At 52.3% G+C, this 12,748-nt stretch carries 9 protein-coding genes; 6 read left to right on the top strand and 3 right to left on the bottom strand.

Features of this window, described 5'->3' with window-relative positions:
• The first annotated feature begins 219 nt into the window (after positions 1-219).
• The 6 genes from BM123_RS00685 (at position 220) to BM123_RS00660 (ending at position 7,747) form a co-directional block, all read left to right on the top strand.
• A complete protein-coding gene (locus BM123_RS00685) occupies positions 220-690 on the top strand; it encodes a MarR family winged helix-turn-helix transcriptional regulator (protein ID WP_175489204.1) in 471 nt (156 codons plus the stop codon).
• Complete coding sequence (locus BM123_RS00680; protein ID WP_090164879.1) at positions 683-1,879, top strand: efflux RND transporter periplasmic adaptor subunit; 1,197 nt, start codon at positions 683-685, stop codon at positions 1,877-1,879. The genes BM123_RS00685 and BM123_RS00680 overlap by 8 nt, the downstream gene beginning before the upstream one ends.
• 145 nt (positions 1,880-2,024) lie before the next feature.
• Positions 2,025-5,222 carry an efflux RND transporter permease subunit gene (locus BM123_RS00675; protein ID WP_090164878.1) on the top strand — a complete coding sequence of 1,066 codons (3,198 nt, stop codon included), beginning with the start codon at positions 2,025-2,027 and terminating at the stop codon, positions 5,220-5,222.
• 152 nt (positions 5,223-5,374) lie between these two features.
• A complete protein-coding gene (locus BM123_RS00670) occupies positions 5,375-5,920 on the top strand; it encodes a 5' nucleotidase, NT5C type (RefSeq protein WP_090164877.1) in 546 nt (181 codons plus the stop codon).
• Entirely contained in the window at positions 5,917-6,390 is a 474-nt protein-coding gene (locus BM123_RS00665) for a GtrA family protein (protein WP_090164876.1), read from the top strand. The genes BM123_RS00670 and BM123_RS00665 overlap by 4 nt, the downstream gene beginning before the upstream one ends.
• 13 nt (positions 6,391-6,403) lie before the next feature.
• A complete protein-coding gene (locus BM123_RS00660) occupies positions 6,404-7,747 on the top strand; it encodes a TolC family protein (protein WP_090164875.1) in 1,344 nt (447 codons plus the stop codon).
• Positions 7,748-7,826: 79 nt separating this feature from the next.
• Here the strand turns inward: BM123_RS00660 and BM123_RS00655 are convergent, their stop codons facing one another.
• From BM123_RS00655 to BM123_RS00645, 3 genes are all read right to left on the bottom strand, one after another.
• A complete protein-coding gene (locus BM123_RS00655) occupies positions 7,827-9,302 on the bottom strand; it encodes an FG-GAP repeat domain-containing protein (RefSeq protein WP_090164874.1) in 1,476 nt (491 codons plus the stop codon).
• Positions 9,299-10,774 carry an outer membrane protein assembly factor BamB family protein gene (locus BM123_RS00650; RefSeq protein WP_175489203.1) on the bottom strand — a complete coding sequence of 492 codons (1,476 nt, stop codon included), beginning with the start codon at positions 10,772-10,774 and terminating at the stop codon, positions 9,299-9,301. The genes BM123_RS00655 and BM123_RS00650 overlap by 4 nt, the downstream gene beginning before the upstream one ends.
• Positions 10,775-11,051: 277 nt before the next feature.
• Complete coding sequence (locus tag BM123_RS00645; RefSeq protein ID WP_090164872.1) at positions 11,052-12,731, bottom strand: RagB/SusD family nutrient uptake outer membrane protein; 1,680 nt, start codon at positions 12,729-12,731, stop codon at positions 11,052-11,054.
• Positions 12,732-12,748 lie beyond the last annotated feature (17 nt).

The raw sequence follows: 12,748 nt of genomic DNA, 5'->3' as shown, positions 1-12,748 counted from the left end.
GAAAATGGGGGAGCGCAGGATGGTTTGAGTAGGCAATAATTTTGCAGGTTTCCTGCCCGCTGACAAGTGTCGGAACTGTGGTACGAAGCTCTCCGAGCTGCCATTGCAAGGGTTTTAACCGGAAAGCAAAGGAAGGAGTCTGTTGTCGGGGGAAATAAAAGGCGGTCGTCACTGAACCCTTTGGCCCGGCATCGGTTATTCGTTGCAAACGCAACTAGTTTGCCCGGCACTAAACCACACGACCTCCTCATTTTCCTGACCAACCGCGTTGGCCGGCAATTATCCCGTCTGATGCTTGAACAAATGGAGTTTGAAGGCTTTCTACCACAAAGCACCCATATGGGCCTGGTTGCGGATCTTGTGGGGAATGATGGCCTTCGACAGCAGGATTTGGCGATTTCCACCATCAAAGACAAGGGAACGGTTGCCCGGGCGCTTAAGCAATTGGAGTCCGCCGGTCTCCTGATGCGTCAGATAGATGCAGATGACCGCCGCCAGAAACTAATTCGCCTTACCGATAAGGGAAACCGCCTGTGGCAATTTGCTCAGAGCAAGGCTACAGAAACAATGGTAACTGCGACCCACGATATCGAGCAAACTGAATTCGACACTTGTATTGACGTACTGAAACGCGTCTACCAAAATTTGCACCAGCAACTGAGTATTCCCCAAACATCCAGTCATGAGTAACCGTAATCTTCCAAGAACCATATTTTCCATTTTACTAGGCGTATTGATTCTGGTTGGAGGCTATATGGGCTATAATGCGCTGGCGGGCATGAAGCCTGCGCCAATGAAAAAGGAAATTCCTAAACGGATTAAGAGCGTCGAGTCTGCTACCGTGAAGAACGCCGCTTTAGCCACTAAGCTTGATGTGCAGGGACGGCTGGAAGCCTACAACAAGATTGCTCTGTTTACAGAAGTTGGCGGAACCGTATTGGAAACGGGTAAATCTTTTAAAAAGGGTGTGTACTTTGGTAAGGGCGAAACCTTACTGAGAATCGATGATGCCGAAGCCCGTCTGAGTCTGCAGGCTCAGAAGGCAACTTTACTCAACGGCATTGCGATGATCATGCCGGACCTGAAAATTGATTACCCCGAGAGTTTTGCTGCCTGGGAGAGCTACCTCGGTCAATTTGATGAAAATGCACCCATTAAGCCACTTCCCTCAGCCGTTAACCAGCGGGAGAAGCTCTTCATCGCCGGGAAAAATCTGTACAGTCAGTACTATAACATTAAAAGTGTAGAAGAACGGCTGAGCAAATACACGCTGCGTGCACCTTTCAGCGGTGTGTTAACCAGCACCGAAATTGATCGTGGAGCCGTCGTTCGCCCCGGTCAGCAGTTGGGGGAAATCATGGCAACAGGATTTTATGAGATGGTGGCGACGGTTTCACTTTCGGACCTCGACTTCCTGAAGCCCGGTGGTTCTGTAGAGCTGTATAGTGAAGACATTGACGGCAAATGGACGGGAAAAATTCGCCGGATAAGCGATCAGATTGACGCTACTACCCAAACGGTAAACGTCTTTATTGGCGTAAGCGGTAAAGAACTCCGTGAAGGCATGTACTTGCGCGGAGAAGCAGACGCCCGAACTCTGGAAAACGTCGTTGAAATTGATCGTGATTTACTGATCGACGAAGGAGAAGTTTACGTAGTGGAAAACGATACTTTGCTCTCTCTGGTGCCGGTGGTGGTGCGTAAATTCAATCGGGAGACCGTAATTGTCAGTGGTTTACCCGAAGGTGCTGAATTACTGACCAGTGATGTTGCCGGCGCTTACGATGGCATGCGCGTAAAACGGACAGGTGCTGTAAAACGAGGAGATACGGCTGGTGAAAAGCCAGCCGCTCAGGCGGAAGTTCCCGTTTCAAAATAACTCTTTATCGCGAAGTTCTGATGAACGGTCTTACCAGTCAGGTACTTTTAGCGACTATCCAAAACACAAACGATTCACCCTGCTGTTATATCCTGTCTTCAGGAGAACCTCCCAGGGAAAGTAAGAGTCGAACAACCCAGCCTGCATGAAGAATTTCATCGCATATTTTATCAAATATCCCGTTGCTGCGAACCTGATCATGTTCGGGATTCTGATTCTCGGAGTAGTGAGTCTGACTCAGATGAAGGCGACCTTCTTTCCGGAGTTTAAGAGCCGTACCATCTCCATTCAGATCATCTACCCGGGTGCAAGCCCGGAGGAGGTGGAAGAAGGCATCATCAATAAGATCGAGGAGAACCTGAAGGGGCTTACCGGTATTGAGCGGTACACCAGTGTTAGTTCAGAGAACAGCGGAACAGTGACTGTGGAGGTGCTCAAAGGTTACGACACGGAAATTATTCTGCAGGACGTCAAGAATGAAGTTGACCGGATCAACTCTTTCCCGGTAGGCATGGAGCCTCCCGTGATTTATAAGCAGGAATCTTTAGGACGAGCCATCAGTTTTGCCCTGACCGGCGACGGGGTCAGCCTGGCGGCGCTTAAACGCGCCGCCCGACAAGTCGAGGATGACCTGCTGGCCTTCGACGGGCTTTCTAAAGTGCAACTCTCCGGTTTTCCGGACGAAGAGATCGAAATCGCCTTTCGTGAAGCAGACCTGCAACGTTTTGGGATGACCTTCGCCGAGGCGGCAACGGCTGTCCGCCGTACCAATGTTGACATCACTGGTGGTACGGTAAAAGGAACCGAGGAAGAGTTACTCCTCCGGGCTCGTAACAAGGAGTATTATGCCGATGGCCTGCGGGATATTGTGGTGAAAACCACCCCGAATGGTGGTACGGTACGCCTCAATCAGGTTGCGACCGTGCGGGACCGTTGGGCAGATACGCCCGACCGGACCTTCGTAGACGGTTCGCCCTCCGTTAACGTCAACGTGCAGAACACTTTGGAGGAAGACATGCTGGCCATCACGGACAAGGTTAAAAACTACATCGAAGAGTTCAACGCAGAGAATACGGATATTCGCGCTGAAATCATCAGCGATGCAAGTGTTACCCTGCGCCAGCGGATCAACACCCTGATTAACAATGGGTGGCAGGGCTTCCTCATCGTCTGTATTTTGCTTGCGGTCTTTCTGCACTGGCGACTGGCCTTCTGGGTGGCGCTTTCCATCCCGATTAGTTTTGCCGGTATGTTCATCATTGCCAACGCGCTGGGCATTACCCTCAACGTTATCAGCCTCTTCGGTATGATTCTCGTGATTGGTATTCTGGTGGACGACGGTATTGTAATCGGGGAGAACATCTATAGCTATCACGAAAAAGGAATTCCCCGTATTCGGGCAGCTATCGACGGGACAAACAATGTGCTTAGTGCGGTCTTTGCCGCCATCGTAACGACCGTCATTGCTTTCTCCAGCTTCTTTTTTCTGGATGGTTCTCTCGGAGACTTCTTTCCGGAAATGGCCATAGTGGTGATCTTTTCTCTGGTGTTCTCGCTGGTGGAAGGAGCCATCATTCTGCCAACACACGTAGCCCATAGTAAGGCCCTCGCCAAAGGATCCAAACCGAACCTGGTGCAACGGACCTTCGATAAGCTCATGGATTTCATGCGGGACACGATCTACGGCCCCGTTCTCCGCTGGACGATGCGGAATAAATTCATCAGCCTGTCCTTATGTGTGGCCATTCTTTTCCTCAGTTTTGGCATGGTATCGGGTGGGTTTGTGAAAACGACTTTCTTCCCCATTATTCCCGGAGATGATGTGCAGATTACGCTGCAGCTCCCCGCTGGTACGCCCGAAACGCGGACAATGGAGTTGCTCAATCACATTGCCGAGACCGCCGAGCGGGTAGGTAAAGAGGTTAGCGCCGAAACCTACGGTAATGAGGAAAAGCAGGCCGTAGAGCGGATAGAAATAAAGGTTGGCCCAACTACCTATCAGGGAAGTATCACCGTTGCCATGATTCCCGGCGAAGACCGGGAGCCGGTAACCCAGGAGCAGATGACTCGCGCTATTCGCCAGGCCGTAGGTCCGGTGGATGAGGCGGAAGTGCTTTCCTTCGGAGGGCGTTCCTTTTTCGGTAAACCCGTAAGTGTAAGCCTCACGGGCAGTAATATTGATGAGTTGGCCAAGGCTACGGAAGACCTGAAAAAGGAGCTTAGCCTGATGCCGGAACTGGCTGACGTGGTGGATAATAACCAGGAAGGCCTGCGCGAAATGAACATTACGCTGAAGGAGAAAGCCCGCTACCTGGGGATTGATCTGCAAGACATCGTTGGTCAGGTCAGGTCCGCCTTCTTTGGCACCGAAGCCCAGCGCTTACAACGTGGAGAAGATGAGGTTCGAGTATGGCTCCGCTATGGCGAAAATGAACGCCGGAGCCTGGCGGACCTGAACAACATGCGTATCCGTCTGGCCGGCGGAGCGGAGTATCCGCTGTCGGAGATTGCCTCCTTTACCCCCCAGCGCGGTGTGATTGGCATTAATCACGTAGACGGCAGACGAGAAGTAAAGGTAGAAGCAGATATCAGCAATAACTCGGTATCCGTAACGGACGTAAATGCGCGTGTGCAGGATGATATTCTGCCGACCGTTCTGGATCGTTATCCCGGCGTTAGTACCGTCGACGACGGACAGGTACGCAACCAGAAAAAGACCGGGGCTTCGCTGGCGTTGGTAATGCCGGTAGTCTTTGGTCTGATGTTTTTCGTCATTGCATTGACTTTCCGTTCCATCTCTCAGGCCCTGATGCTGTTCCTGCTGATTCCCTTTGGTTTCATCGGTGTAATCTGGGGGCACTGGTTAATGGATAAGCCCATGTCGCTTTTCTCCGGCCTGGGTATCATTGCCCTCATCGGCATCATCGTAAATGACGGTCTGGTTTTCATCGCTACTTATAACGATAACCTCCGCGATGGAATGCCGATGATGGATGCGTTGGCGGACGCGGGGCGGAGCCGCTTCCGGCCGATCCTGCTTACTTCGGTAACTACCTTTGCCGGCCTGGCGCCACTGCTCCTGAACAAGAGCCGCCAGGCACAGTTCCTCATCCCGATGGCCATTTCGGTGGCCTTTGGCCTGCTGGCCATTACTTTCATTCTACTGATCCTTTTACCGGCACTGTTGGTACTGCTCAATCGGTTCCGGTACAATTTTGCCCGGGCTAAAGACCCTGACGCAGACCTGAGTTATCGAGATGTGGAACCAGCCTATAAGCAATTGCACTTCGATATCAATCAGGATGCGGAAGTGCCAGAGCTTGAACACGAGCCTGCGGAGTAGTTTTTTTTAGTCTGTTTGTCGTTGGTCTTTTGGGCTGCCGCACGAGCCCGGAAAGGCAAGCTTCGATACTGCTGAGCTACACATAGCACAATTACACATTGCCGCCTTCAATATGCGGCAGCCCAAAGAACCAAAAGACCAAAGAACCAACCATGCGTATTATCATCGATATGGACGAAGTCCTGGCGGATAACTTCCCTTCCTTTTACCGGGAGGCGAAGGAGCGCTTTGGCATTGATGTTGGGCCAGAGGATCATCGGGGGCGAAAAGTCTACGATTTGCCGGGGCTGGCCGAGGTGCGAAATGTGCTGTACGAGAAGGGCCATTTTCGTAACCTGCCGGTCATTGAAAACGCGGTGGAAGTCGTCCGGGAACTATACGTCCACTACGAGGTGTACATTGTCACGACGGCAACCGAGTTTCGGTACAGTTTCCTGGATAAGTACGAGTGGCTGGAGGAGCATTTTCCCTTCATTCACCATAGTCGGATCGTATTCTGCGGTGACAAAAGTATCGTTCATGGAGACTTCATGATTGACGACAAAGCTAAAAACCTGGATACGTTTTCCGGCACCGGACTTTTGTTTACCTCAAGCCCCAATCTGGACGAAAAACGGTATCACCGGGTCAATAACTGGCTGGAAGTAAGAGATTATTTCCGCCGGCAACGGGCTGAAAGAACAGCGGAGATGGCATGATGGAAAGACTCTGGCAATTCATCCGGGAGAAAATCCCTTTCGCCATGACCGGGCTGGTGGCTACGGGCATCAACTATGGAGTATATCTCCTGCTGGTGGATCGTTTTTTGCCGCCGGGACCGGCGACGGTGATCGCTTATTCCAGCAGTGTTTTGCTCAACTTCGTATTGCAACGCTACTTCGTATTCGAGCTTAATCGTAGCGTACGGTCAGCCTTTGCGCTAAGCATGGTAGTGAGTGCTTTCGGCTTGTTGATTGACTGGGCTATTGTGGTAGGATTACACACCTTCCCGCTGCTGGGAAACGAAGAATGGATCATCAAACTGGCGGCCACGGGCATTGTGTTCTTCTACAATTTCTACGCCAAGCGACGGGTTTTCGAAGGCAAGCGGAAGCCGGAAGAGGCGCGGCCGCAGGTGCAAAGGGAGGTTCTTGACAGCCAGGAGGCCCATACCCCGAACAAAGACTAAATTTTACAGACAGATGCGTACCCTTTTACTTTGCTCCTTTATTCCTCTACTTTGCACCTGCGTCAGCGCCCAAACTGCGCTCAGCCTCAGCGATGCTATTCAGCAGGGGCTGCAGAATAACTACCAAATCCGAATTGCAGCCAATGAACTGGAAGTTGCCCGCAATAATGATAATTATGCCCTGACCGGTAAAAAGCCTACTATTTCTTTAGGGATTAGTCCGGGTATCGCTTATCGTAACAACAGTAACCCCGCCAGCATTGTCGCTAAATCCTCCACCTTTTCTTACAATATTGCGCCTAGCGCCAGCCTGAACTGGACCCTGTTCAACGGCGGGCGCATTGAAATGAATAAAGAGCGATTGGCTACTCTGGCTGACTTGAGTGCCGGCCAGCTTCAACTGCAGGTGGAAAACAGTATTGCGGATATTATTGACGCCTACTATAATGCCGTGGTGCAGCAGGAGCAAATTGCCGTTTTTCAGCGGGTCCTGGACCTGAGTCGTGACCGGATTGACTATCAGGCCGTGCGCCGGGAGTTTGGCCAGGGCGGAACGTTCGATGAGCTGCAGGCGAATGACGCCTATCTGTCGGATTCCACCAGTCTGGTGTTGCAACAACTCAATTACGAAAACGCGATTCGTAACCTGCTACAACTTATGGGAGAGGAGGATTTTGATCAATCCATTACGCTGACGACCAAACTGGAGCTGGAAGAGCAGATTTTCGATCCCGAAGAACTGGATCGTAAGATGCTCGCCACTAACAGCCAGCTAAGAACCCTGCGAATTAACCAGGAATTAGCCGACATTAATACCCGCCTCATCGAGGCCGAAAATAAGCCTACCATTGCCCTCTCAGCCGGGGCCAGTTACGACTACAGCCTGGCTACGGGAACCCAAACCTTCGTCTTCGGAGATGCTCCGCCCGATGCCCGTGATCTCCCGGGGATTGGTGCCACAACGTTGAGCGGGCAGTTGGGGCTGACGGCCAGCTATCTGCTCTTCGATGGAGGCGCCCGTGATGTGCGCGCGCAAACCTCAAAGCTGCAGGAACTGACTAGCCGCCTCAACGTTGATGCCACCGAGCAGCAATTGCGCACTTTATTGCAAAACACCCTTGCCCGCTACAACAATCAGCGGGAAATAGTGGCCATTACCCGCAGACTAATTGATAACGCTGAACGGAATATTGAAATAAGCGAAGAGCGATTTAAGGGAGGAACGATTAATAGCTTCGATTATCGGCAAATTCAGTTGGCTTACGTAAACGCTGAATTCCAACTGCTCAGCTCCTTGCTCAATTTGCAGAACACGGAAACGGAGTTGCTACGGCTGACGGGGCAGATTGTGAATTAGAGGGCGGGTTGCAAGGGGCAGGTTGCAGGTTGCAGGTTGCAGGTTGCAAGGTGCGGGTTGTAGGGGGGCAGGTGCTAACTTACTTACCTACATTTTCCAGCCAAACGTAAACGACCTCCCCCTTTCCACTACGCCTTGTATTCGGCATTCCATCAGGCAGGTACCCGCTGAAGTTTCCGATAACGATGTCCTGGTCTCCGTCTCCGTCCGGATCACCTTTGTCCAGACAGATATAGTGTAAGCCCGGTTGTTTTTCGAAGCCCTGTGCTTTAAATTCCATTGGGCCGGTTTGCTCCAGGTAAACGAAACTGTTCAGCGCGCGCTTATCGGGTGGAATAAAGTAAGCGATGGCGGCGATGTCCTGGTCTCCGTCTCCGTCAAAGTCATCTACTTCGGCGCCGTAGGCGCCGTCCAGGTGATAGAACCAGGCTTCTGAGAAATCCCCCCGGCCGTCGTTGAGCAGCACCCGAACGCCATGGTAGGGTTTGGGAATGGGTTGGTAGTCGTAATTGTCTCCGCAGGAATGAATCAGGTCCAGGTCTCCGTCCGCGTCAATGTCCGCTACCTGCAGGTCAGAGGAGCCAAAGCTTGGTGGAAAGCGGTGGAGAAGTTTCCGTTCGGGTTTACCCGGGCGGCTGTACCAGACCTCAATGCGTTCATCTCCCTGAGCGAAGAGGACGAGCAGGTCTTCGTAGCCGTCCTCATCCAGGTCTGCCAGCCGAAGGCGGAGAGCGCCGGGAGTGGGGGATAGGATCGTTTTTTGTCCACCGTCGTAGCTGCTTAGCCGGCCGGTCATATTCCCGTATTCGGCGATGATAAGCTCCTGGGTGCCGTTCTGGTTTCCATCCCAGTAGAGAAAATCCAGTGGGCGCAGTAATTGCTTTAGCGTGTCTTTATCGGTGATCAGAGTGCCCCGGGGCACATCCGATGGGATGAGACTCCCCATGCTTAGTCGGCCCGTCAATGCTGGTCGGAGGGTGGGCTGAATCCCGACGAAGTCCTCTCGGGTGCTTACGCGCTGATTAAGGAACCGTCTTTGGCCTCCATTTGCTGCCAATAAGCTGGCTACAACTACCTCCCCCGTGCCTTCGTCAACGGCAATCGAGGTGGCCAATGCAGGATATGCCTCGTCGCTGTCATCACGAATTAGCTTTTGCTGAAACTGCTTCAACTCAAATACCGTCGGAGGAGAAGTCGGCTTTCCTAGCCGGTCAGGTGATTGCTCTACGTAGTAGTTGAAGATGGTGTCCCACACCGCTGCATCCAATAAGGGACTCTCCGGGTATACATCGGCGAGGAAGGGCGCTTCCTGGGAGGAGCCGAGGTAATCGGCCCGACTCTTATTACCATATAGTCCGTAAAATGCGGCCATCTGGGGCAGAACCTCCGTAACCCATATTTCCCGATTCAGATCCTTTGGCGATGGTAAGAGGTGACAGCTGGTACAGTAGATCTTGGCCAGCCTTTCTCCCGCAGAGTCAACTCTCTCTTCCTGGCAGCGGACGAGAAGGAAAGAGAGCAAAACTAAAAAGATGAATACCTGAAGCTTTTTCATTCTACGGTTGCTTTGCCGTCCGGGCCCATGTAGTTGCCCCAAAAAATCCCGTCGGCCGATCGATTTATTTCCCTGCGTTCTACTTTCAAATTTTTGAAAGAATAGAAATTCTGGGGGTCACTCATATAGGCGGTTACCATGTCGATTTTGCCGTCTCCATCCAGGTCAGTTATCAGAGGAGTGGAGCCCAGGTTGGAACCCAGCGGTGCGTCAAAAGCCTGGCGTGGTGCTCCTTGTCCACCAGTGTAAATGTAGAGACCGTTGTTGTAGAAATCAGTCGGGTCACCGATGACGTCGTGTGTCGACAAGTAGTTGATGGAAAGCATTACATCGTGCTTTCCGTCTTTTGTGAAGTCAGCAACAATCGGGGAGGCATATTGAAAAGTTCCCAGCGTATCGGTGAAGACGATTTGCCCGGTTTTTCCGTCTACCAGAGTATGCAAGGTATAGTCGGTGTTTGGCCAGGCGCCTTTGCCATAGCTGGCGAAAAAGTCGAGGATATCGTCCTCGCCCGTAAAATGGCCCGGCGCGGGCATGACGTAGGTGTCAAAGTCTCCGCCGGGACTGGCGGACCAAAGTACCGAATTCGATTGGCCATCGAGACATACCATTCGTCCATCTACCGTGCAGACGATTATTTCCGGAATGTCGTCCTCCGTGACCTTTGCGAGGATGGGAGGAGCGATGAATCCTTTGCTTCCACCACTAAGCAAATTTGTTGCCATTGACAGGTCTTCCTTTTTAACGGCGGATAAGGGTGCCCGGTAAAGGGACCCGGGGAGATCTTCACCACCCGTACCAAAGATGACTTCCAGGCCCTGGCCAAAATCATAGAGTAGGGGGGACAGATAAGTTTCCCTGCCATCAGGCACCCGGGCTTTAGCAATGGTAGCTCCGTTTTTACCGCTGATGAGCAGTAGATAGCCCGCTGGTCGGTTGGGGTCTCCGGGTTTAGCTTTCACGAAGCCTCCGTAGGGGGCCAGTAGATCAGGGAACCCATCATCGTTCTGGTCGGGTGTCCACTGAAGATTGAAGAAGTTGAGAATGGTGGTATCGTCTACGTACCGGTTGGTGGGTTGATAGGGGAGAAATTCCCATAGCTTTTCGCCGGTTGTTCCTTCCAGGGCGAAGAGCATTCCGGACCTTCCGCCGATGACGACATCATCGGTTCCATCTTCATTGATGTCTTTGAAGGTAGGGGAACCTACCATTTGATTGTGGCCGCCGACGGTCCATAGTGTCGCGCCCGTGGCTCCGTCAATGGCCATCACGGCATGCTCGATGGATTTGAACTCTGTTCCGCTGCCACCGATAACGATGTCCAGAATCCCATCTCCGTTTAAGTCCGCAGCTCCGGGGGAGGAGGAGGAGCCAACGCCCTTGAAATCAGCGACCCATTGGTCCCCTTCGAAGGCGCAGCCGGTAAACAGCAAAGCCATAAATATGGCTGCTGAAGCACAAAATCTCATCATGGTGCAAGATAGGAAGATAATTAATCCGTCACTGTAGTTCATTCTTTCCACGGGCCTTCGCCATGGTAATCGCAAGCTCAGATAACGCGGACGCTCGAAGGTCCTTTCAGGCCGCTACGAGGTCCGCTTAGCCTGGCTCAAGGGACCTTGTAGCGTCGCGGAGCGACCTGCGTGGAGCTTGCAATTGCCCTGTGGCCTTCGCCCGTCAATACCAACAAAAAGCCCCCCGGCGGAATGTTCCACCGGGGGGCTGATTGTCTTACAAAAACACCTTTGATTAGTATCCGGTGTTCTGGCGTAGAGTCGGCGCACCGTCCACCAAAGACTGCTGGATAGCAGCTGTTGGAATGGGGTAGCGCATGTGGTATGGAGCAGGAGTCTCGAAGGCTGCCATGAATGGACGACGTTCTTTTTCCACGTTGAAGTGAGTCGTCATCGTACTGATCATGTAGCTTTCGCCGTAACGCTTGAGGTCAAAGAAGCGGTGACCTTCCATGGCCAACTCGAGGCGACGCTCTAAACGAACGGCTTCGCGGGCGGCACCCTGGTCGGTCCAAGAGTCGTCGTAAGTTCCGATCACGTAGTTGGCGTGGCCAGTGCTGGCATCGTCCAGTGGAACACCAAATTGGTCAGCGCCCTGGGCGCAGTTTCCGGCGCGTTCGCGAATCATATTCACTTTAGCACGGGCATCATCCAGATTGTTGTTTTCAACATCGATTTCAGCCAACATCAGAATAACATCAGCGTAGCGGATAAGTGGAATGTTAATGGGAGACAATTGCTTGTTTACCCAACCTACGTTAGACTCTTCTCCACTGGCCATTACGAATTTCTTCGGGCTGTACTCAGAAGAATAACCACGGTCACGAATCCAGCTGGCTTCGTGTGTTCCCCAGTTTAGGTAAGGGACACCGTCACGACCAATATTCCAGTCAATACGTGGATCTACCGGATCGGTTGCCGTTGGGTTAGAGGTTGAAGTATTCTCATTGAGGGGCAGGCCTTCAGCCGTTACGCGGTAAGCGTTAACGAGGCTCTGGGTTGGCTGGTGGAAACCACAGCAGCCGATGGGAGAACCACCGTGTGGGTTAGCCAGGCGCTCAGAGAAATTGGCATTATCTCCGTTCGGGTCACCATCGTTTGCGGAAGCCTGAGTAGAGAAGACCATACCAGAACCATTCTCACCGCCGAGGGAGAAAATGTCATGGTAGCAATCCTGCAGTGCGTAGCCATTCACTTTGTCAAGGGCAGTCTTAGCAGAAGAATAATCGCGGACCATCATGTGTAGGCGGCCAAGCATAGCATTGGCTGCACCACTGGTAGCACGCCCTACCTCACCCTGAGTAGCTGGCAGGTTATTTGCAGCGAACTCGAAGTCGGCAACGATGCGTGGGAAGATGTCCTCATCATTTGGCTTACGGAAGTCTACGTCGGTCTCATCGTAGTAGGGGATGTTCTCCCACATTTTCCAGGCCTCAAAATGGTAGTGGCCACGGAGGAAACGCGCTTCGCCCGTTAGGCGGTTGCGATCATCATCATTGAGGGTCTCATTACCATTGATGAGGCTAATGGTTTCATTAGCACGACGAATACCGTCATAAACAGCTACAAATTTGCCCTGAATCTCCGGCAAAGATGGACGCCACTGGAAAAGCTCGATCTGCTGCATGGTTGCACCATCTGCGGGCTCAGAACCCTTGTGGGCATCGTCAGAAGCAACAGAACCAAATAGCCAGTTGGAACCAGCCATACCCCAGCCAGACTGCCCCCAGTCAACGGCCCAGCCGTCAACACGAGAGTAGGCAGAGATCAGAGCAGCATCGATACCGGCGCGGGCCGTCAGATTACTCTGGGAAAGCACCCCCTGTGGAGGGGTGTTGAGGAACTCGTCCTCATTACACGTCCAGGCAAGGACGCAGAGCCCAAACAGGGCGGTTATTTTAAATAATGATTTCATGTTTGTGATAGTTTATC

Source organism: Neolewinella agarilytica (assembly GCF_900110645.1).
GTDB lineage: Bacteria > Bacteroidota > Bacteroidia > Chitinophagales > Saprospiraceae > Neolewinella > Neolewinella agarilytica.
The sequence above is the reverse complement of the archived record's forward strand: the minus strand, read 5'-3'. Positions and strand labels throughout refer to the sequence as shown.

Bases quoted from the DNA above. Each gene is read 5' to 3' on its own strand.
- BM123_RS00680 (WP_090164879.1), top strand. From the start codon at position 683: ATGAGTAACCGTAATCTTCCAAGAACCATATTTTCCATTTTACTAGGC.
- BM123_RS00675 (WP_090164878.1), top strand. From the start codon at position 2,025: ATGAAGAATTTCATCGCATATTTTATCAAATATCCCGTTGCTGCGAAC.
- BM123_RS00670 (WP_090164877.1), top strand. From the start codon at position 5,375: ATGCGTATTATCATCGATATGGACGAAGTCCTGGCGGATAACTTCCCT.
- BM123_RS00665 (WP_090164876.1), top strand. From the start codon at position 5,917: ATGATGGAAAGACTCTGGCAATTCATCCGGGAGAAAATCCCTTTCGCC.
- BM123_RS00660 (WP_090164875.1), top strand. From the start codon at position 6,404: ATGCGTACCCTTTTACTTTGCTCCTTTATTCCTCTACTTTGCACCTGC.
- BM123_RS00655 (WP_090164874.1), bottom strand. From the start codon at position 9,302: ATGAAAAAGCTTCAGGTATTCATCTTTTTAGTTTTGCTCTCTTTCCTT.
- BM123_RS00650 (WP_175489203.1), bottom strand. From the start codon at position 10,774: ATGATGAGATTTTGTGCTTCAGCAGCCATATTTATGGCTTTGCTGTTT.
- BM123_RS00645 (WP_090164872.1), bottom strand. From the start codon at position 12,731: ATGAAATCATTATTTAAAATAACCGCCCTGTTTGGGCTCTGCGTCCTT.